16 protein-coding genes and 1 tRNA gene are annotated in these 20,473 nt (G+C 61.3%); 15 read left to right on the forward strand and 2 right to left on the reverse strand.

Annotated features, from left to right (window positions below; translation table 11 throughout):
* Positions 1-325: 325 nt before the first annotated feature.
* The 5 genes from rpsA (at position 326) to pyk (ending at position 8,093) form a co-directional block, all read left to right on the forward strand.
* A complete protein-coding gene (gene rpsA / locus BG22_RS02590) occupies positions 326-1,801 on the forward strand; it encodes a 30S ribosomal protein S1 (RefSeq protein ID WP_094667631.1) in 1,476 nt (491 codons plus the stop codon).
* 200 nt (positions 1,802-2,001) lie between these two features.
* Complete coding sequence (gene coaE, locus BG22_RS02595) at positions 2,002-2,640, forward strand: dephospho-CoA kinase (RefSeq protein ID WP_094667630.1); 639 nt, start codon at positions 2,002-2,004, stop codon at positions 2,638-2,640.
* 60 nt (positions 2,641-2,700) lie between these two features.
* Positions 2,701-4,812 (forward strand): excinuclease ABC subunit UvrB, encoded by a 2,112-nt coding sequence (uvrB, locus tag BG22_RS02600; RefSeq protein WP_094667629.1) that lies wholly within the window; start codon positions 2,701-2,703, stop codon positions 4,810-4,812.
* 684 nt (positions 4,813-5,496) lie between these two features.
* Positions 5,497-6,483: a TerC family protein gene (locus tag BG22_RS02605; RefSeq protein WP_094667628.1), complete on the forward strand. Its 987-nt coding sequence runs from the start codon at positions 5,497-5,499 to the stop codon at positions 6,481-6,483.
* A 167-nt stretch (positions 6,484-6,650) separates the two neighbouring features.
* On the forward strand, positions 6,651-8,093 hold the full coding sequence (gene pyk, locus BG22_RS02610; protein ID WP_094667627.1) for a pyruvate kinase: 1,443 nt from the start codon (positions 6,651-6,653) through the stop codon (positions 8,091-8,093).
* A gap of 162 nt (positions 8,094-8,255) precedes the next feature.
* Here the strand turns inward: pyk and BG22_RS02615 are convergent, their stop codons facing one another.
* Entirely contained in the window at positions 8,256-8,855 is a 600-nt protein-coding gene (locus BG22_RS02615) for an NUDIX hydrolase (RefSeq protein ID WP_094667626.1), read from the reverse strand.
* Positions 8,856-9,165: 310 nt separating this feature from the next.
* Between BG22_RS02615 and BG22_RS02620 the strand changes: the two genes are divergently transcribed.
* From BG22_RS02620 to glgX, 6 genes are all read left to right on the forward strand, one after another.
* Positions 9,166-9,239: transfer RNA gene (locus BG22_RS02620), tRNA-Leu, on the forward strand.
* Between the two features lie 65 nt (positions 9,240-9,304).
* Positions 9,305-10,081, forward strand: a complete 777-nt coding sequence (locus BG22_RS02625) for an ANTAR domain-containing response regulator (protein ID WP_140492881.1) — start codon at positions 9,305-9,307, stop codon at positions 10,079-10,081.
* The gene (gene polA / locus BG22_RS02630) at positions 10,071-12,959 is read left to right on the forward strand and encodes a DNA polymerase I (RefSeq protein WP_140492884.1); all 2,889 of its coding nucleotides are present in this window, start codon (positions 10,071-10,073) and stop codon (positions 12,957-12,959) included. Before BG22_RS02625 ends, polA begins: the two co-directional genes overlap by 11 nt.
* Before the next feature lie 73 nt (positions 12,960-13,032).
* Positions 13,033-13,965 carry a Nif3-like dinuclear metal center hexameric protein gene (locus tag BG22_RS02635; RefSeq protein WP_181163346.1) on the forward strand — a complete coding sequence of 311 codons (933 nt, stop codon included), beginning with the start codon at positions 13,033-13,035 and terminating at the stop codon, positions 13,963-13,965.
* Positions 13,966-14,279: 314 nt separating this feature from the next.
* On the forward strand, positions 14,280-14,882 hold the full coding sequence (locus BG22_RS02640; RefSeq protein WP_375137684.1) for an NUDIX hydrolase: 603 nt from the start codon (positions 14,280-14,282) through the stop codon (positions 14,880-14,882).
* Between the two features lie 71 nt (positions 14,883-14,953).
* Positions 14,954-17,104: a glycogen debranching protein GlgX gene (glgX, locus tag BG22_RS02645; protein ID WP_169834079.1), complete on the forward strand. Its 2,151-nt coding sequence runs from the start codon at positions 14,954-14,956 to the stop codon at positions 17,102-17,104.
* A gap of 404 nt (positions 17,105-17,508) precedes the next feature.
* On the opposite strand, the gene BG22_RS02650 is transcribed toward glgX, so the two are convergent.
* Positions 17,509-18,063, reverse strand: coding sequence for an ASCH domain-containing protein (locus BG22_RS02650; protein ID WP_140492893.1), 555 nt, complete (start codon positions 18,061-18,063; stop codon positions 17,509-17,511).
* 311 nt (positions 18,064-18,374) lie between these two features.
* On the opposite strand from BG22_RS02650, the gene BG22_RS02655 reads away from it, so the two are divergent.
* The 4 genes from BG22_RS02655 to BG22_RS02670 all read left to right on the forward strand — a co-directional run bounded on the left by BG22_RS02655 (position 18,375) and on the right by BG22_RS02670 (position 20,346).
* Positions 18,375-18,830 (forward strand): hypothetical protein, encoded by a 456-nt coding sequence (locus tag BG22_RS02655; RefSeq protein ID WP_140492896.1) that lies wholly within the window; start codon positions 18,375-18,377, stop codon positions 18,828-18,830.
* Between the two features lie 66 nt (positions 18,831-18,896).
* On the forward strand, positions 18,897-19,364 hold the full coding sequence (locus BG22_RS02660; protein WP_140492899.1) for a hypothetical protein: 468 nt from the start codon (positions 18,897-18,899) through the stop codon (positions 19,362-19,364).
* A 175-nt stretch (positions 19,365-19,539) separates the two neighbouring features.
* Complete coding sequence (locus BG22_RS02665; RefSeq protein WP_140492902.1) at positions 19,540-20,016, forward strand: glutathione peroxidase; 477 nt, start codon at positions 19,540-19,542, stop codon at positions 20,014-20,016.
* Positions 20,017-20,139: 123 nt separating this feature from the next.
* Positions 20,140-20,346: a helix-turn-helix domain-containing protein gene (locus BG22_RS02670; protein WP_140492905.1), complete on the forward strand. Its 207-nt coding sequence runs from the start codon at positions 20,140-20,142 to the stop codon at positions 20,344-20,346.
* The last annotated feature ends 127 nt before the right edge of the window (positions 20,347-20,473 follow it).

Below are 20,473 nucleotides of genomic sequence, written 5' to 3' on the forward strand. Positions count from 1 at the left end.
GTGTGTCGCGATGCACATGCCTCACTCCTGCGGCGGTCAGCTTTGACGGAACGGCTCAGGGTGTGAAGTCACGGGGCGATGTGGCAGTATCCGGGCGACACGCCCACGGAGCCGTTGAGCCGGCAGTCCGGTGGAGTGCCGGTAGGCGACGCCTCGGGGGTGGGGCCCCGAGGTGATGTGGCAGTATCCGGGCGACACGCCCGGATTCCTCTAAGAATTTTGACTATAGATGCCTGTATTCTGAATATTTGTGCCCTTATTGGGCGTGCGCATAACTGAATATCGAGTAATTATCCATCCATCTATTGAGAAACCATATATATACATGGCAGAGAACAACACTGAAGTCACCAAGGTCGCCATCAACGACATCGGCACCGAAGAGGACTTCATCAAGGCAGTCGATTCCACCATCAAGAACTTCGATGATGGTGATCTGGTCGAGGGTACCGTCGTCAAGATCGATCACGACGAGGTCCTGGTCGACATCGGCTACAAGACCGAGGGTGTGATTCCCTCCCGCGAACTTTCCATCAAGAAGGACGTCGATCCCGACGAGGTCGTCAAGGTTGGCGATCCGATTGAGGCCCTTGTCGTCACCAAGGAAGACAAGGAAGGCCGTCTGATTCTGTCCAAGAAGCGTGCTCAGTACGAGCGCGCCTGGGGCGACATCGAGAAGATCAAGGAAGCCGACGGCGTCGTTGAGGGCACCGTCATCGAAGCCGTCAAGGGCGGCCTCATCGTCGACATCGGTCTGCGTGGCTTCCTGCCGGCCTCCCTCGTGGAGATGCGCCGCGTCCGCGACCTGTCCCCGTACATCGGCCAGAAGATCAAGGCCAAGATCCTCGAGCTCGACAAGAACCGCAACAACGTGGTCCTCTCCCGTCGTCAGTACCTCGAGGAGACCCAGTCCGAGGTCCGTGAGACCTTCCTGTCCCAGCTCAAGAAGGGCCAGATTCGTGAGGGCGTGGTGTCCTCCATCGTCAACTTCGGCGCCTTCGTCGATCTGGGCGGTGTTGACGGCCTGATTCACGTCTCCGAGCTGTCCTGGAAGCACATCGACCACCCGTCCGAGGTCGTCAAGGTCGGCGACAAGGTCACCGTCGAGGTGCTCGACGTCGATCTCGATCGCGAGCGCATCTCCCTGTCCCTCAAGGCGACCCAGGAGGATCCGTGGCAGCGCTTCGCTCGCACCCACGTCCCCGGCCAGATCGTCAAGGGCAAGGTCACCAAGATCGTTCAGTTCGGTGTCTTCATCTCCGTCGAGGACGGCATCGAGGGCCTGGTGCACATCTCCGAGCTCGCCAACCGTCACGTCGACAACCCGGAGACCGTGGTCAAGCCGGGCGAGACCGTGTTCGTCAAGGTGATCGACGTCGATCTCGATCGTCGCCGTATCTCCCTGTCCCTCAAGCAGGCCAACGACTCCGTCGACCCGAACTCCGAGGACTTCGATCCGGCCATCTACGGCATGCCGGCCGAGTACGACGAGCAGGGCAACTACAAGTACCCCGAAGGCTTCGACCCGAACACCAACGAGTGGATCGCTGGCTTCGAGAAGCAGCGCGAGGAGTGGGAGGCCCAGTACGCCGCCGCTCACGAGCTGTGGGAGGAGCACAAGGAGTTCGTGGCCAAGGAGCTGGCCAACGCTGCCGAGTCCGCTGCCGCCGACGGTCAGGGCCCGAAGGAAGAGAAGCCGGTCGAGGAGACCTCCAACTACTCTTCCGCTGCGCCGACCACCGGTACCCTCGCCGACTCCGATCAGCTCGCCGCCCTGCGCGACCAGCTGCTCGGCAAGTGAGTTCGCCGCGAAGCTGACGCCTAGCGTTTGATGAAAACCCGGTCCGATTGGGCCGGGTTTTCTCGTATGCGGTGTCCCTAGGGGAACCGGGCCGCGAATCGGGGTTGCAGGCTGTCAACATTCATCGACGAATTGCTGACGAGGGCTGCTGACTACCGGCTACTGGCCCAATGGCATAGCGATGGCGGTATTCCGCTACGATGAAACGCATGATGAGAATCGGATTGACGGGCGGCATCGCCGCGGGGAAAAGCACGGTGGCGGCGCGCTGGCGCGAGTTGGGCGCACTGCACATCGACTACGACGCCCTGGCACGCAGGGTGGTCGAGCCCGGGGGAGTGGCGTTACCGGAGATCGCCAAGGAATTCGGCCCCCATGCGCTCAATGCCGATGGCACATTGAACCGGTCGTGGGTCGCCGATCATATCTTCGGCAAAGCGGCCGAGCCGGGGGCGCGCGAACGGTTGGACGCCATCGAACATCCGCTGATCTACGATGAGGCGCGTTGGCTGGAGGCGAATGCCGCGGCCGCCGCCGAGCGCGACGGGAATGGCGCTCCGCTGATTGTCGTCCACGACGTGCCGCTGCTCGCCGAGGTCATCGACACGATTCCATTCGAATTCGACCAGATCGTCACCGTCGAGGCGCCGGTATGCATGCGTCTCGACCGGCTGATCGAGAATCGCGGCATGACCGTGGAACAGGCCGAGGATCGTATCCGCAGCCAGTCGAGCGAGGAGGAGCGTCGTGCCATTGCGGATGTTGTCATCGACTCCACCCAGCCGTTGCCCGACATGCTGGCGCAGGCCGATGCGCTGTACCGGCAGTGGGAGGCGTGACCGCACGGCGGTTATCCCGTAAGGGAACCTCGTTATGAGCCCGGTCTAGGATGGTGACCCATGGGATTCAACATCGAGCGTGCGAACAAGCCTTTTGTGGTCAAATCACCGTACCAGCCGTCCGGCGATCAGCCGCAGGCCATCGCGGAACTGGCGCAGCGCATCGAAAACGGCGAGAACGATGTGGTGCTTATGGGCGCCACCGGCACCGGCAAGACGGCCACCACCGCGTGGCTCATCGAGAAGCTCCAGCGTCCGACCCTCATCATCGAGCCCAACAAGACCCTGGCCGCGCAGCTGTGCGCCGAATTCCGCGAGCTGATGCCGGACAACGCCGTCAGCTATTTCGTCTCCTACTATGACTACTACCAGCCCGAGGCGTACATCCCGCAGACGGACACGTACATCGAAAAGGACTCCAACATCAACGACGATGTGGAGCGTCTGCGCCACCAGGCCACGGCGAACCTGCTGACGCGCCGCGACTGCGTGGTCGTGGCCACGGTTTCCTGCATCTACGGCCTCGGCACGCCGGAGGAGTACGCCGGCCGCATGCTGCTGCTGAAAGAGGGCATGGAGATTAATCGCGACGACCTGCTGCGCAAGTTCGTGGCCATGCAGTACAAGCGCAACGACATCGCCTTCACGCGCGGCACTTTCCGCGTGCGCGGCGACACGGTGGAGATTATCCCCGTCTACGAGGAGCTGGCCGTGCGCATCGAATTCTTCGGTGACGAGATCGACCGCATCTCCACGCTGCACCCGCTCACCGGTGACGAGATCGCCCATGAGAGCGAAATCCACATCTTTCCGGCGTCGCATTACGTGGCGGGGCCGGCCCGCATGGAGCGCGCGCTCAAGACCATTCGCGAGGAACTGGACGAGCGTCTGGCCGAGCTCAGGAAGCAGGGCAAGGAGCTTGAGGCGCAACGTCTCAACATGCGCACCACATATGATTTGGAGATGCTTACGCAGGTGGGCGTGTGCTCCGGCGTGGAGAACTATTCCCGTCACTTCGACGGCCGTGCGCCCGGTACGCCGCCGCATACCCTGCTCGACTTCTTCCCGGACGATTTCCTGCTGGTGATCGACGAGTCGCATGTGACGGTCCCGCAGATCGGCGCGATGTACGAAGGCGACGCATCCCGCAAGCGCACACTGGTGGAGCACGGATTCCGTCTGCCGTCCGCGATGGACAACCGTCCTCTCAAATGGCCCGAGTTCCTGCAGCGCGTCGGTCAGACGGTGTATCTGTCCGCGACGCCGGGCGATTACGAACTTGGACTGTCCGACGGAGTGGTCGAACAGATCATCCGACCGACCGGTCTGTTGGACCCGAAGATTGAGGTGCGTCCGGTCAACGGGCAGATCGACGATCTGCTGGGGGAGATCAAGGCGCGAGTGGCCCGCAACGAGCGCGCGCTGGTGACCACGCTGACCAAGAAGATGGCCGAGGATCTGACCGATTACCTGCTTGAGCGCGGCATCAAGGTGGAGTACCTGCATTCCGACGTGGATACGCTACGCCGTGTGGAACTGCTGCGCATGCTACGCGAGGGCAAAATCGACGTGATCGTTGGCATCAACCTGCTGCGTGAGGGTCTCGACCTGCCGGAGGTCTCGCTGGTGGCGATTCTCGATGCCGACAAGGAGGGATTCCTGCGTTCCTACCGCTCGCTCATCCAGACCATCGGACGCGCGGCCCGCAACGTGTCCGGCATGGTCATCATGTATGCCGACGAGACCACCGAGGCCATGCGCAAGGCCATCGACGAGACCGATCGCCGTCGGGCCAAGCAGATGGCCTACAACCAGGAGCACCATATTGATCCGAAGCCGCTCATCAAGAAGATCAGCGACGTCAACGACATGCTCGCCAAGGAGGATGTGGACACGGCCACGCTGCTGGAAGGCGGCTACCGAAATGCGGGCAAGGCCGGCAACACTCATCTGGGCGTGCCCGTGTATGATCCCGGCGAGGCGGACAAGCGCCATGAGGAGATTCTCAAGGCCGGACTGCCGGCGCAGGATCTCGCCGACCTCATCCGTCAGCTCAGCGAGCAGATGCACACCGCCGCCGAACAGCTCCAGTTCGAGCTCGCCGCCCGGTTGCGCGACGAAATCCGTGACCTCAAAAAGGAGCTCAGGCAAATGACGGAGGCGAATAAGTGAGCCTCCGTAGCAGCGAGCAGCGGTAGCGTCGCGAGCGTCGCAGGGGATGCGGAGGCGAATAAGTGAGCCTCCGTGGCCGAGCCGTGAAGAAAACGCCAGAGGCGTTTTTAGGTGAGGGCGAACGGCAGTGAGCTGATGTGTGGTCAACCGGAGGTTGGCTGTGTTTGCTGGTTGTGGGCAGCGGTAGCGTTGCGAGCGTCGCAGGGGATGCGGAGGCGAATAAGTGAGCCTCCGTGGCAGCTGCTGTGGGCGGGCTGTGATGCGTGTTGCGCGACACACTCAAGGCCGTTCGGCCTCGCTCCGGCGTGCGCTCGCGGAGCTTAGCACACGCCTACGCTGCCTACGGTCGCGCAACACGCACCACAGCCAGCCCACCGCGTAGGGATTCACCCACCGTGTAGGGAATCACCCACGGTGTAGGGAATCACCCACGGTGTAGGGAAAATCCCACCATGTAGGGATACAAAACGGCTATATTCCGCCAATCCGTGATTTTGCATCCCTACACGATGGGGAAATCCCTACACGGTGGGTGTTTCCCTACACGGTGGGGTGCGGGCGCAAGCGTTGACTGGCGGCATGCGGCGGTATGGTGAGGCATGTCGGTCGGCGGTATGGTACGGCATGTCGGCCGATGGTAATGCTGCGACAGGCCGTCATCGTGATGGTTTAGTGTAGGGAATCATGGCAGAAACCCCACTTGCATTCGAAATCATCACCTTTGTGGTGCTCGCACTGTTCTTCATCGTGGACTTGTTCGTCATCGGTAGGCGTCCGCATGTGCCCTCCACCAAGGAGTGCGTCCAGCACATCGCCTTCTTCGTCGTGATGGCACTGATCTTCGGTGGGTTCATCTGGTTCTTCGCCGGTTCCAAGCCGGCCATCGAGTTCTACTCGGGATGGCTCACCGAATACTCGCTGTCCATCGACAACCTCTTCGTGTTCGTCATCATCATGTCGAACTTCGCCGTGCCCAAGCAGATTCAGAAGTACGTGTTGTCGGTCGGTATCACCATCGCGCTGATCTTCCGCGGCATCTTCATCCTCATCGGTGCGGCGCTGATCACCCGGTTCACATGGGTGTTCTTCATCTTCGGCGCATTCCTTATTTATACCGCCCTCAAGCTCGTGTTCGGCGGCGACGATGACGAGGAGTACCACGAGAATGGCCTGATTCGCACGCTGCGCAAGGTCATCAAGATCTCCAACGACTACGACGGCGAGAAGCTGAGGACCACCAAGAACGGCGTGCGCTACTGGACCCCGATGCTCATCGTGTTCCTGACCATCGGCACCACGGATGTGATGTTCGCCTTCGATTCGATCCCCGCCATCTTCGGCCTGACCAAGGATCCGTTCCTGGTGTTCACCTCCAACGTGTTCGCCCTGCTTGGCCTGCAGCAGCTGTACTTCCTGCTCGGCGCCCTGCTGGACAAGCTGGTCTACCTGCCGGTGGGCTTGTCCGTGGTACTGGGCTTCATCGGCGTCAAGCTCATCATGGAGGCCCTGCACGGCAACACCCTGCCGTTCATCAACGGCGGTGAGGGCATCCATTGGGTGCCTGAAGTTCCGACCTGGCTGTCGCTGGCCGTGATCGTGGTGGCAATCGGCGGCGCGGCTCTGGCCTCCGTCATCAAGATGAAGCATATGAACACGGTTGAAAAAGCCTGAAAACGCAAGGCAAACAACACCCGGAAACCCAGCAGCCGCAACAATGTGAGCGCTCACAACACACCGGGCGAAAAACTTGTCATGCAACGGTTTGCCCTAGTAGACTGTTAGACGGCAATTGAGGCATTCACGCCTCGGAACCATAACCAAAGAATAGGCAGGCATTCATGCGTAAAGCCAAGATCGTTGATACCATCGGTCCCGCTACCGAGGATTACGACAACCTTCTCAAGCTCGTCGAAGCCGGTATGGACGTTGCTCGTCTGAACCGCTCCCACGGCACTCCCGAGGATCACCTCAAGGTCTACAACAACGTGCGCAAGGCCGGCGAGGCCACTGGTCGCAACGTTGCCGCCCTGGTGGATCTGCAGGGCCCGAAGATTCGTTGCGGTTGGTTCAAGAAGAACGCCGAGGGTGAGGACAAGGTTCAGCTGCAGCTTGGCCAGGAGTTCGTCATCACCACCGACGACATCGAGGGTGACGAGCACATCACCTCCACCACCTTCAAGGGCCTGCCGGGTGACTGCCACCCGGGCGACCCGATCCTCATCGACGACGGCAAGGTTCGTCTTGAGGTGACCAAGGTCGAGGGCAACAACGTGTACACCAAGGTCGTCGTGGCCGGTCCGGTGTCCTCCCACAAGGGCATCAACCTGCCGGGCGTGGCCGTCTCCCTGCCGGCCCTGACCGAGAAGGACGAGGCCGATCTGCGCTGGGCCATCCGTACCGGCGCCGACATCATCGCCATGTCCTTCGTGCGTTTCGCCACCGATATCGATCGCGCCCACGAGATCATGGACGAGGAAGGCCGTCGCATCCCGATCGTCGCCAAGATCGAGAAGCCGCAGGCTCTGGAGAACCTCGAGGAGATCGTGAAGACCTTCGATGGTGTCATGGCCGCCCGTGGCGACATGGCCGTCGAGTGCCCGCTGGAAGAGGTCCCGCTGGCCACCAAGCGCATCATCGAGCTGGCTCGCCAGTACGCCAAGCCGGTCATCGTGGCCACCGAGGTCCTCGGCTCCATGGTGAACTCCCCGGTTCCGACCCGCGCTGAGGCCTCCGACTGCGCCAACGCCGTTCTCGACGGCGCCGACGCCACCATGACCTCCAACGAGACCGCCGTCGGCAAGTACCCGGACGTGACCGTGAACACCATGGCCCGCATCTCCGGCTACGCCACCGACCACGGCTTCGACCGCATCCCGGAGCTGAAGAACCTCGACATGTCCTCCACCGGCGCCGTCTCCTCCGCCGCCGTGGACCTGGCCGACAAGCTCAACGCCAAGGCCATCGTCGCCTACACCCAGACCGGCTCCACCGTGCACCGCGTCTCCCGCGAGCGTCCGGCCGCCCCGATCTACGGCATCACCAACAACGAGCACACCTACCACTGGCTGGCCCTGTCCTGGGGCACCGAGGCCTTCCTGGTGAGCGAGGACTACCACGACAAGTCCCGCAAGGACCTCATGGTCTTCACCGACAAGACCCTCAAGGAAGCCGGCAAGGTTGTTGACGGCGACAAGATCGTGATTCTGAGCTCCGCTCAGGGCGATCACCAGCCGGGCCGCACCGATTCCATCTACGTCCATACCGTCGGTGCCTGCGACTGATTGCTCGCAGCCACGTCGCGATCGGGTAGATCGTAGATACGTGTAGATAACGGGAGAGGTCCCCATCCTTTCGGGTGGGGACCTCTCCCGTTGTGTTATGGCTGCCGAGCTCGTCTGCTGGTCCAAAACCGAGCGAAGTCGCCGGTTCCCTGGTCGCTTATTTTAGTCATTCAGATGATTGAGACTGCCGCTCTTGAGACGCAGGATGGCGATGATGGTCTTCGCGTCCACAATCGTGCCATTGACGATCATCTGATAGGCGTCGTCCACCGTTACCAGACGCACTTCGGAGCGTGGGGTCTCGGGCCCGATTGTCGTGCGGGCGACCGGAGTCAGACCGGAGGCAAAGAAGATCGCCGTGTGCTGCGTGGAGTAGCTGGGCGTGTTGAGAAAGCGCGTGAACTGCGTGATTTTGGCCGCGTCGAAACCGCCCTCTTCGGCCAGCTTGCGCTTGGCGACGTCCGCGGGGCGTTCGGAGGCGTCGCGGGAATGGCCTCCCGGAATCTCCAGGGTCCAACGATGGTTGGCGACGCGGTACTGCTCCACCAACGGAATCAGGCCGTCATCGGTCATGGCGAGCACGGCCACGGTGTCACCGCTGTTGTCCTGAATGCTGTAGCGATCGAATTTGTCACCGCCACTGGTCTCGTAAAAGACATGGTCGATGTTGAAGTAATGCGTCTTCGCGGTCTGCTGGCGGGAAATCTCCTTGACCGGGGAAGGACGCCACGGATCGAATTGACGGTATGTTTCGCTGCTCATATGCCCTCCTCATCACTCATGACAGCATGCATTCATAACAGCGTTGCTATGAAAACCAGTTTCATTGTATGTCCGCGCGGGGCGCGAAAAACGAACAACACACAGTCCTTCCGCCCGACGCGCAAACGAATTCCGCTCTTACGGATGTGGCGGGTCGGCGGGGTGGATCTGATGAGGTGGGGCCATGGGCTTGGCGGCGGAGATGGAACGCGGTTTTTGGTCACGGTGATTCCATTTTCGTGCGAACAGAGCGTGTCATAGCCGCGGTGGTCGGTCGGATATGCTAAGCTCTGCAAAGTGCCTTGGGCATGCCCCCGTATCCCAATTGGTAGAGGAAGCAGCCTCAAAATCTGCGTAGTGTGGGTTCGAGTCCCACCGGGGGCACTTTGCAATTCAGGTTTACCGTCAAGCCGCAATGATCCCATTGATGGGCGAGGAAAGAGGTTGGTATGGCTGCAAGGAAGAAGTCCGAGGAACCGAGCATCAACGTCGACGAGGTGTTGACTGATGAGGAGCTCAAGGCCGTCGCCGATGGCCAGCCTCTTCCCGAAAAGTCCGAGGACGGTCCTCGCACCGTGGTGGTGGCCGAAGACGAGGCCGTGAACCGTATGGATCTGGTGGCCATGCTCGAAGACAACGGCTACAAGGTCGTGGGCCAGGCCGCCAACGGCGAGGAAGCCGTCGAGCTCACCCGCAAGTTCCGCCCTGATGTGGTGTGCATGGACGTCAAGATGCCGCGCATGGACGGCATTACCGCCGCTGGCATCATCTGCGACGAGAACATCGCCCCCGTGGTCATGCTCACCGCCTTCTCCCAGACCGATCTGGTCAAGAAGGCCACCGGTGCCGGCGCCATGGCGTACGTGACCAAGCCGTACGAGGAATCCAAGCTGTTGCCCACCCTCGAAGTGGCGATGGGCCGTTTCGCCGAAATCAACGATCTGCTCGACACCGTGGAGCGCGGCGAGCGCAAGCTCAAGGAGACCGCCGATCAACTCAAGGAAGCCGAGGAGAAGCTGAAGAAGGCCGAGGACACGCTCGAGGAGCGCAAGCTCGTCGACCGCGCCAAGGGCCTGCTGATGGACAAGGCCGACTTCTCCGAGCAGGGCGCCTTCCGTTGGATTCAGAAGACCTCCATGGACCAGCGCATCCCGAAGAAGCGTCTGGCCATGGCCATCATCGCCAAGTACGGCGATCCGAAGCCTTCCGATTCGGATGAGCGCTGAGTCGCCGTTGACTGTCGCCTCGCCGAATAGCGAACCGTCCACCACCCGCACCTTGCTGGTGGTGGACGGTCATTCTCTGGCCTTCCGCGCGTTCTTTGCGTTGCCGGTCGACAACTTCAGCACGCAGACCGGGCAGGCCACGAACGCCGTGTGGGGGTTCGCCACCATGCTCGCGCAGGTGATAGACGCCGAGCACCCCGACCATCTGGCCGTATCCTTCGACGTGAAGGGCGGCACGTTCCGCAATCAGCTGCTTCCGCAGTACAAGGGCACGCGCGAAGCCGCCCCCGAGGAGCTGCTGACCCAGCTGCCGCTCATCCAGCGCATGCTGACCGCACTAGGCGTCACCTACATCGAAAAGCCCGGCTACGAGGGCGACGACATCATCGCCACGCTCGCTACGATGGGCGATCGAGAAGGCTATCACACGTTGGTGCTGTCCGGCGACCGCGATGCTTTCCAGCTCATCGACGAGAACGTCACCGTGCTGTATCCGGGGCATCATTTCAAAGATCTCAAGCACATGACCCCGCAGGCCGTCGTGGACAAATACAAGGTCACGCCCCAGCAGTACCCCGATTTGGCGGCATTGCGCGGCGAAACGGCGGACAACATCCCCGGAGTGCCCGGCGTGGGCGACGGATATGCCGCCAAATGGCTCAACCAGTACGGCTCTCTGGACTCCCTATGCGAGCATGCCGACGAAATCGGCGGCAAAAAGGGTGAGGCGCTGCGCGAGAACATCGAGCAGGTCAGGCTCAACCGCAAGGTCAACGCACTGGTCCGCAATGTGGATCTCGGCGTTGCCATCGACGACCTGACCTTCGGCGATGTGGATGTCGCCGCGCTCAACGAGCTGTTCAAGGACCTTGAATTCGGCAGCCGCACCCGCAGCCGCGTACTGAAAACCTTCGGCAACGGCGTCGCCGCATCGGCCAAGGCCACCCGAAACGGGGGTTCCGCCGACAGCAACGGGCCCGCCGACGCGGGGGAGGGGCTGGAACCCTTACGGCCCACGGCTATCGCCTCCGCCGCGGATTTCGGCTCATGGCTCGAAACCCACCGGCCGCAGGTCGCGGTGCCCGACGAGGTGGCGCAGTTCACCGTCCGCGACTATGCCGACGACGACCGTCATGCGGTCTGCGGCAACGCCGTGGACCACGCATGGACCATCGCCGCGTGGGGCGACGCCCGGCCCGGACGGTCCACGTTGCAGACGCTGGCGGTCGCCGTCGGCGATGATGCGGCACTGATCGCCGCGCCGATCGACGAGGCGCTGCGTGAATCGCTGCAAACGTTCCTCGATGAGGAGCATGGCCGTGCCATCGTCCACGGGTATAAGGAGCTGCTGCATCTGCTGGGTGCCGCCGGCCTTGACATGGACCTGCCGATGTTCGACACCAAGCTGGCCGGATATCTGGCTCAACCGGACTTCCACGCGGACGATCTCGCCGAAGCCGCCGAACACTTCCTCGACATCCATGTGGAGGAGCAGGCCCGTCCGGCGCAGGGGACGCTCGATTTCGAGGATGAGGCCCCCGAACCGGAACCGGACGAGGACCGCCTGCGCGACCTCGCCATCATCCACGGCCTGGCACACACGCTCGGCCCGATTATCGACGAACGCGAACAGTGCTGGCTGATGCGGGCCGTGGAGCTGCCCGTCTCCCGCGTATTGCACGGCATGGAGCACATCGGCGCCGCCGTGGACCAGCAGCGGCTCAACGCCATCCGCGATGAATTCGCCGCCGACGCCGATATGGCACAGACCATGGCATGGCAGTTCGCCGGTTCGGACATCAACCTGCAAAGCCCCAAACAGCTGCAGAAAGTGCTGTTCGAGGATATGGGCCTGAAACCCACCAAGCGCACCAAATCCGGTTCATACACCACCAATGCGGCCGCGCTGCAGAGCTTGTACGAGCGTTCGCTGGACAACGAGCGCGCCAACGGGTTCTTGGGAGCGCTGCTCCGGCACCGCGAGACCAACAAGCTGCGTCAGATCGTGCAGACGCTCATCGACGCCACCAACCGGTCGGACAGCCGCATCCACACCACGTACGAGCAAACCGTGGCCGCCACCGGACGTTTGAGCTCCACCGACCCGAACCTGCAGAACATCCCCAACCGTAACGCCTCCGGCCGTGAGATCCGCAGCGCATTCGTGGCGGGGGAGGGCTACTCGTCCCTGATGAGCTGCGACTATTCGCAGGTCGAGCTGCGCATCATGGCCGACCTGTCGGGAGACGAAGCGCTGATCGAAGCCTTCCGCTCCGGCGCCGACTTCCACAAGTACGTCGCCTCGATGGTCTACAAGGTGCCGGTCGACCAGATCACCGGCGACCAGCGCAGTCATGTGAAGGCCATGAGCTATGGTCTGGCATACGGTCTGAGCACGTACGGCCTCGCCCAACAGCTCGGCATCGCCCCGCGCGAGGCCGAGGCGTTGAAGAACCGGTACTTCGACACCTTCGGCAAGGTGCATGACTATCTGGAATCGCTGGTGGCCTCCGCCCGCAAGGACGGGTACACCGAGACGATCTTCGGTCGCCGGCGCTACTTCCCGGCCCTCCAATCCACGAACCGTGTGGCTCGCGATGCCGCCGAACGCGCCGCGCTCAACGCGCCGATCCAGGGTTCCGCGGCCGACATCATGAAGATCGCGATGATTCGCGCCGACCGTGCGTTGGCCGAAGCCGGCGTGACGAGCCGCATCATCCTGCAGATCCACGACGAACTGGTGGTGGAGGTCGCGCCGGGTGAGGCCGAACAGGTGACCGCGCTGGTCAGCGACGCCATGGAACACGCCGTGGATCTCGCCGTGCCGCTGGATGTCTCCTGCGGACTTGGCGCCGACTGGCAGCTCGCCGCGCACTGACGGGTCCGATCATCAATCGATTGAGGACCCGTTCGTCACAGAAAAGCCGACTTGTGACGTTACAATGAGGTGTATGCCGAATCTGAAGCAAGTCATCGACGTCTTGGAGACCCTGTACCCCCTGCGCTACGCCGAACAATGGGATGAGCCGGGCCTTATCGTGGGTGACCTGACCCGGGACATCGGCGTCATCGCCTTCGCGGCGGACCCGACGTCGGCAATCGTGGATGAGGCCATCGAAGCTGGTGCCGACCTGCTCGTCACCCATCATCCACTCTTCTTCCGCGCCGTGCACGAGACCGGCGGCCTCGGTTTCCGCGGTGACATCGTTCGCAGACTGTACCAGCACGGCTGCGCCCTGTGGGTCGGGCATACCAACGCCGACGCCGCATGGCGTGGCGTCGGTCAGGCAGCGGCGGACGCTTTCGGACTGACCAACCAGCAGCCGCTCGTCCCCATCAGCGACCCGCAATCGGACCACCCCGTCGGACTGGGCCGTGTGGGACGGCTCGCCGAACCGATCACCCTCAACGATTTCGCTCGGCGCGTATTCGATGCGGTCGATGGTCACGGCATGGCCACCGCTCTCGGCGTGCAGGTGTGCGGCGATCCCGATGCCATGGTGCAGACCGTGGCCGTGCTGCCCGGCTCCGGCGATTCGCTGTTCGACGAGGTGCGTGCCACCGGTGCGGACGTGTACGTGACCAGCGATCTGCGCCACCACCCGGTGACCGACGCCATCGAACAGGCCCGTTACGAGGCCCGGATGCGCGCCGCCGGCATCGCCCTTGGGAAGGGTGACGAACGCACTCGGCCCTACTTCATCAACACGCCGCACGCGGCCATCGAATCCATGTGGTTCAACTATGCGGTCGAGGATGTGCCGCAGGCCGTCGAGCGGGCGACTGGCAGCCGTCCACGCGTAACGTGGCTGCACCGCACCACCGACCCATGGACGTGGACCATCACCTCGTCCGGCACCTCGCATCACGGTGCGCGGGCGTGAGTGGTGAGGCCGGCGTGCCGTGACCGGCCAGTGGGTGCCTGCCAGTGGGTGCCTGCCAACGGTGTGTGGCTCGCCGGCGGACGGACTGCTGGGCCAAAGAGTCGACGGGTGACGGTGTTTCGCCGGGCGGATCTGGAAGCTGGTCTGGACGAGCGACGGGCCGACTGACGGATAACCGACGGATACGGATACGCGATCAACAAACTTGATCAACACACGAATACGTAAAGGGGAATGAGGTGTTCGATACTCAGCAGGAACGGCTGGAACGACGGCTCGACCGCGCGCTGAACGCCAGCTCGGACGGCATCGATATGGACGTGCCGGCCAAGGTGATCAGCAGCGAAACCGTCTACACGGGCCGCATCTTCCATGTGGACGACATGCGGCTCGCCCTCACGGACAAGCAGGGCAACCAGCATGAGATCGGCCGTCAGGTATTGCGCCACGCCCCCTGCGTGGTGATGCTCGTACATGACATGTCCACCGACCGATACCTTATCGAACGTGAATACCGCGCCGGTTCGGACATGTTCGCCTACGGACTGCCCGCCGGTCTCATGGACGAGGGCGAGGACATACTGGACGCCGCGCTGCGCGAGCTCGCCGAGGAGACCGGTGTGATTCCGGACCGGGATGTCATGGGCGTCGATCATGTGGGCGATTTCTACTCGTCCGAGGGCATGACCGACGAACTCGCTCACATCATGGTGCTGCATCTGGGCCCGTACCGGCGCGAGGAGCGTCACTTCGACCCGGACGAACATGTGGAATCCGCATGGATTCCCTGGTCCGACCTCACGGCCACCCGCATCACCGCATCGAACTCGATGATCGCCATCCAACACGAGGCCCTGCGTCGGCTCCTCGCCCAGCGCAAGGACCCGGATACACAAGACAAGGCGTTGTTCGCCTGACGTTCACCCCATCAGCAAAACGACGACAAGAAAGGTGGGATACTAGAATCATGCAGATCAGACCTGGATCAATGTACCCTCTGGGTGCCAGCTACGACGGTGCCGGAGTCAACTTCGCCCTCTACTCACAGGTTGCACAGAAGGTCGAGTTGTGCCTGTTCGACGATCAGGACGTCGAGACCCGCATCGAGATGACCGAACAGAACTCCTACGTGTGGCATAACTACATCCCCGGGCTTCAGCCGGGCCAACGCTACGGTTACCGCGTCTACGGTCCGTACAATCCGGCGCACGGCCTGCGGTGCAACCCGAACAAACTGCTGCTCGACCCGTACGCCAAGGCCATCGAAGGCAACATCGACGGCGATGAAAGCCTCTTCTCCTATTGGTTCAGGAGCCCGGACGACAGTTCGGCCATGAACAACCTCGACTCCGCCGCCCACACGATGAAGTCGGCGGTCATCAACCCCTACTTCGATTGGGGCAACGACCAGCACCCGTACATCCCGTACCACGACTCGGTGATCTACGAGGCGCATGTGCGTGGCATGACCAACCTCAACAAGGACGTGCCGCCGGACATTCGCGGCACCTACGCGGGCCTTGCATACCCGACCGTCATCGAGTACCTGCAGAAGCTCGGCGTGACCGCCATCGAACTTATGCCGATCCACCAGTTCGTCAACGATTCGTTCCTTCAGGAGAAGGGTCTGTCGAACTACTGGGGCTACAACACCATCGGCTTCTTCGCCCCGCACAACGCCTACTCCTCCTCCGGGGAGCGCGGCGAGCAGGTCAACGAATTCAAGTCCATGGTCAAGGCCTACCACCGTGCCGGCATGGAGGTCATCCTCGACGTGGTGTACAACCACACCGCCGAAGGCAACCACATGGGCCCGACCCTGAGCTTCAAGGGCATCGACAACCAGTCGTACTACCGTCTGGTGGACGGCGACCAGATGCACTACTTCGACACCACCGGCACCGGTAACTCGCTGCTCATGCGCTCGCCGCACGCCCTGCAGCTCATCACCGACTCGTTGCGCTACTGGGTCACCGAGATGCATGTCGATGGCTTCCGATTCGATCTCGCCGCCACGCTGGCCCGCCAGTTCCAGGAGGTCGACAAGCTGTCCGCCTTCTTCGACATCGTCGAGCAGGACCCGGTCATCTCGCGTGTCAAGCTCATCGCCGAACCGTGGGATCTGGGTTCCGGCGGCTATCAGGTGGGTGGCTTCCCGTCCAGCTGGTCCGAGTGGAACGGCCGGTTCCGCGACACCGTGCGCGACTTCTGGCGCTCTCAGCCGTCTACGTTGCCCGAGTTCGCGTCTCGTCTCATGGGTAGCTCCGACCTGTATCAGGTCAACGGCCGCCGCCCGGTGGCTTCCGTGAACTTCATCACCGCGCATGACGGCTTCACGCTCAACGATCTGGTGAGCTACAACGAGAAGCACAACGACGCCAACGGCGAGGGCAACCGCGACGGCGAGTCCAACAACCGTTCGTGGAACTGCGGCGTGGAGGGTCCCACCACCATCCGCGACGTCAACGACCTGCGCCAGCGCCAGATGCGCAACATGTTCTCCACGCTGCTGCTGAGCCAAGGCATCCCGATGATCTGCGGCGGCGACGAGGTGGAGCGCACCCAGCAGGGCAACAACAACGCCTACTGCCAGGACAACGAGATTTCGTGGACCAATTGGGATCTCGACAAGGACCAGAAGCAGATGCTGGCGTTCGTCTCCAAACTCGTGCACCTGCGCCTCGACCACCCGGTACTGCACCGTCGTCGCTTCTTCACCGGACGCGAGCCCGGCGATGATTCGAACAAGATTCCGCAGGTCGAATGGTTCGACCACACCGGTTCCATCATGGATATGGAGGATTGGCAGAACACGCACGCTTTCTCCATGATGATCTACCTGAACGGCTCGGATATCCCCGAGGTGGACTGGTACGGCAACCGGATGGTAGACAACGACTTCATCCTCATCTTCAACGCCCACTACGAGCCGATCATGTTCACCCTGCCGGATGAGCGTTACGGCCGCAAGTGGCAGCTCATCGTGGACACCCACAACCCCACAGGCCCAGAATTGAGCTATGAGGCCGGCTTCGTGATCACCGCACAGGCGCGCAGCTTCCTCATGCTCATGAGCGCCAAGAAGCCGAAGCGCCAGTTTGGTCCGGTGGTCGGACCTGCGCCGGAGAGCCACGCCTGACGGCTGGATTGATTCGGTTTTGGCTCGTGTTGGCTCCCCTTGTCAGGGCGTTGCCTGCAAACAGTTTCGCTGTTCGCTTCACGGCAACGTCCCTGACAAGGGGAGCCAACAAGTTGTGCACGGAGCGCGTCTATACTTGCAGGACGAGCTGTCAGCGGAGCTGACTGGGGGAGACACAAGTTGAAACCCTCAATTATTTGTGAGACGGACCACTAGTATGCTGCGTCAGAAATTCGTTTATTAATTCACTGCCCCTCAGACCCGCTTCGCGGGCCAGTTCCCCTAACAAGGGGAGCCAAAAATATAATCAACGAATTAATGACGCGGCATACTAGGTAATGATTCCGTTGATTTGTGGACCAGTGCTTTCTTGGCAGTGTCTCCCGGTCCAATCAACCTTGGAATCAAGCCGATTCCGTATGGTGGTGATTAGTCTGCAGGTGTGCCGCGACGGTGAAATGCTCCAGTACGACGAGGGTGTCGTCGTCGAGTGGGAAATCCGGATTGGAGAATTCGGTGCGGTAGTCCGGTGAATTCCAGAATGATTCATGAGTCCGTCGCCATTCGGCCGCCGTGGTGTCGCCTTCGCCCTCGTCGATGGCCTGTTGGTCGGTGACGTCACCCAGTCTGACCACGTCAACCGCGGTGGTGACGAGCAGTGCGATGCCCCGGTCATCGGAGTCCACCAGTACGGATTGGTCGCCGACTTTGGGCAACGGGTCGCCACAGTCCGTGTAGTCGAGCAGGAGCGCGGCGGTGGCGGTTTTCGTGCCATCGAGGATGAGCCCGACCAGCCGGTCGCGGTCGGGTCCCGGCATCATGAACTCCGCCTTCGGCAGAGTTGCGAACTCGCCCGGTCCGGCAAACTCGCGCGGTTCGTGCGGCGATTGGCCGTCCGGTGCGGGCGCGTTCGTCTGGTCACGGGTCTGGTCGTCGGATGTGGTTCGCTCATTGCTCATGAAGCACCATATTAGCCACCTTGCGTGTGCCCCCGGACTGTATGTATGCGGGGTGACGATACGGACGCATACATACAGTCTGTTGGTGGGGTGTTTGCGACTGTATGTACGCGGTGCGACGAACCATCCGCGTACTTACAGTCCATTCGAGGTCCTTTTCCGACTGTATGTACGCGACCGTATCGTCGAGCCGCGTACATACAGTCCGAAACGACAGCAGATTGGCGGCATCGACGGGCGGTGGATCTATGATTGAAGCGTCAGGGGACTGCGGAGACTGTGCCTCCAACTGAGCCAAGGAAGGTGGACTCATGGCTGAAGGGACGTTTGAGGATAAATTCATGGACGTGCAGTCCGGCATGGTGGCATTGGCTTGGGAGGCGGCCGGAGACGACGATGTCGAAGTCGTGTACATATATGGCTCCATTGAAGGTGGCATGACCTCCTTCAATACGTTCTTCCGCGTGAACGGATTAGTCAAAGGGCTTGCGGACGTCATTACAGACCGTACGCTCGTGTTTCGGGTACTGGATCTGGGAACAGAAGATCTGGGTCGCCTGCGCGCCCTGTGCAATGAATATTCCCGCGAATGCCCTACCGAGATTCGCGGACGATACGAGACCGCGACCGGCAGGTATCGGGCCCACTACTCCTACCATCCCATCGTTGCCGACCCCGAGAACGGCATCTCGCCAGCCACCGCATTCGACACTTGGATGGATGACGTGCAACGAGGTCAGGACGATTTGGCCTCGGAGAGCAACTGATTGAGGACATCGGAAGGAATGCAAGGGGATTGAACCTCACATGGAATGAATCAGGAAGGGGAAGTCATGGCCGAACGGGTGTTTGAGGACGATTTCATGGACGTACAGTCCGGTCTCGTCTCGTTGTGTCTTGAGGCGACGGAGGGTATGCCGGTTCATGATGTGTACATCTACGTGTCGCTCGAGGGCAATATGACGGTCTTCAACGCATTTTTCCGCATGAGGGGCCTCGAAGCGAATCCGGCGGAGGATCGTGTCCTGCCGCTCAATCAGGTCGTGGTCGACGATGACGTACGCTGGCAGGTGATCAAGCTCGCCCAGAGTGATCTTGGCGGCCTTCGCAGACTGTGCGACGCCGCCGGACATCCCTGCCCGACGCAGATCCGCGGCCATTATTCCTCCGGCGGTGCCTACAAGGCCAGCTATGAATATGACCGCATAGTAGCCAAGGATGACGGCACCGGCGTCGCGCCGGGAGAGACGTTTGCGGCATGGATGCATGCCGTCGCCTCCGGGGACGACGATTTGGCGTAATCGAGATTCATGTACTGTCCGTCCAGATGCGGTTCTCCTCCATGAGATTGTCGAGCGCCAAAAGCTCCTGATGCTACAGGCATCGTTAATGAACGATTCACCGTGTATCTATCGAACCTTCAAGGTCAACGCACATCTTTAATTACAAGATCAATAACTACTAAGTGGTGACACCATGACCATTATTTATGACTTCACCGTTACCGATATCGACGGCAGGGAAAAGAGCCTTGCCGATTACCAAGGAGAAGTGCTGCTGGTGGTGAACATCGCCACGCGCTGCGGCTTCACTCCGCAACTCGAAGGACTGGAAGCATTGCAGCAGGCATATCATGAGCGTGGCTTCGACGTATTAGGATTCCCCTGCGATCAGTTTGCGAATCAGGCACCTGAATCCTCTGCAGAAATCAGTACCATCTGCCGATTGTCCTACGGCGTAAGGTTCCCTACATTCGCCAAAATCAACGTGAACGGACCGGATGCTGACCCCTTGTACGTGTGGCTCAAACAACAGAAAAGCGGCACGCTAGGCAGTGCAATCAAATGGAACTTCACTAAATTCCTTATCAATCGCAATGGTCAAGTAACAACGCGGTATGCCCCTACTACCAAACCTTCAGCCATTGAGAAAGATATTGCTGCGCTGTTGTAGCTTCATCGTCGTCCCGTCGGACAGTAGGGTTTCCGTTGATTTCAGCCAACGGTCCTGAATCCATGCTCGTGCCATGACCACCCCTATGCGATTCCGGTCATGGACGCGAGCATAGGACGGGGCATGCACACCGAACGGAACGACACCGCACCCGAGCCGCTGCTCACGCCGGCGCAGGCGGCGGCCGTCCTCGCCATCCCCGTCACCATACTGTCCAGATGGCGCAGCGAGCGGCGTGAACTGCCATACGTGAGGGTCGGACGAGCCGTCAGATACCGGCGGGCCGACCTTGACCACTGGGTCGAGACGCACACCGTGCATCCGAGATGATGATGACCGGCACGGTATCCAGCCATGTGCTCCGTTTGTGCTCTGAATGAGAGGAGCCGAAATCGGAGAGGCTTGAAACCCTTGGAATTCCGCCATTTCTGTCGGGCTAGCCGGATTTGAACCGGCG

The organism is Bifidobacterium sp. UTBIF-78 (genome assembly GCF_006408945.1).
Classification (GTDB): domain Bacteria; phylum Actinomycetota; class Actinomycetes; order Actinomycetales; family Bifidobacteriaceae; genus Bifidobacterium; species Bifidobacterium myosotis.

What these genes read in the sequence shown, in the direction of transcription:
- rpsA (WP_094667631.1), top strand. Translation starts at nt 326, where the DNA reads ATGGCAGAGAACAACACTGAAGTCACCAAGGTCGCCATCAACGACATC.
- coaE (WP_094667630.1), top strand. Translation starts at nt 2,002, where the DNA reads ATGAAACGCATGATGAGAATCGGATTGACGGGCGGCATCGCCGCGGGG.
- uvrB (WP_094667629.1), top strand. Translation starts at nt 2,701, where the DNA reads ATGGGATTCAACATCGAGCGTGCGAACAAGCCTTTTGTGGTCAAATCA.
- BG22_RS02605 (WP_094667628.1), top strand. Translation starts at nt 5,497, where the DNA reads ATGGCAGAAACCCCACTTGCATTCGAAATCATCACCTTTGTGGTGCTC.
- pyk (WP_094667627.1), top strand. Translation starts at nt 6,651, where the DNA reads ATGCGTAAAGCCAAGATCGTTGATACCATCGGTCCCGCTACCGAGGAT.
- BG22_RS02615 (WP_094667626.1), bottom strand. Translation starts at nt 8,855, where the DNA reads ATGAGCAGCGAAACATACCGTCAATTCGATCCGTGGCGTCCTTCCCCG.
- BG22_RS02625 (WP_140492881.1), top strand. Translation starts at nt 9,305, where the DNA reads ATGGCTGCAAGGAAGAAGTCCGAGGAACCGAGCATCAACGTCGACGAG.
- polA (WP_140492884.1), top strand. Translation starts at nt 10,071, where the DNA reads ATGAGCGCTGAGTCGCCGTTGACTGTCGCCTCGCCGAATAGCGAACCG.
- BG22_RS02635 (WP_181163346.1), top strand. Translation starts at nt 13,033, where the DNA reads ATGCCGAATCTGAAGCAAGTCATCGACGTCTTGGAGACCCTGTACCCC.
- BG22_RS02640 (WP_375137684.1), top strand. Translation starts at nt 14,280, where the DNA reads ATGGACGTGCCGGCCAAGGTGATCAGCAGCGAAACCGTCTACACGGGC.
- glgX (WP_169834079.1), top strand. Translation starts at nt 14,954, where the DNA reads ATGTACCCTCTGGGTGCCAGCTACGACGGTGCCGGAGTCAACTTCGCC.
- BG22_RS02650 (WP_140492893.1), bottom strand. Translation starts at nt 18,063, where the DNA reads ATGAGCAATGAGCGAACCACATCCGACGACCAGACCCGTGACCAGACG.
- BG22_RS02655 (WP_140492896.1), top strand. Translation starts at nt 18,375, where the DNA reads ATGGCTGAAGGGACGTTTGAGGATAAATTCATGGACGTGCAGTCCGGC.
- BG22_RS02660 (WP_140492899.1), top strand. Translation starts at nt 18,897, where the DNA reads ATGGCCGAACGGGTGTTTGAGGACGATTTCATGGACGTACAGTCCGGT.
- BG22_RS02665 (WP_140492902.1), top strand. Translation starts at nt 19,540, where the DNA reads ATGACCATTATTTATGACTTCACCGTTACCGATATCGACGGCAGGGAA.
- BG22_RS02670 (WP_140492905.1), top strand. Translation starts at nt 20,140, where the DNA reads ATGCACACCGAACGGAACGACACCGCACCCGAGCCGCTGCTCACGCCG.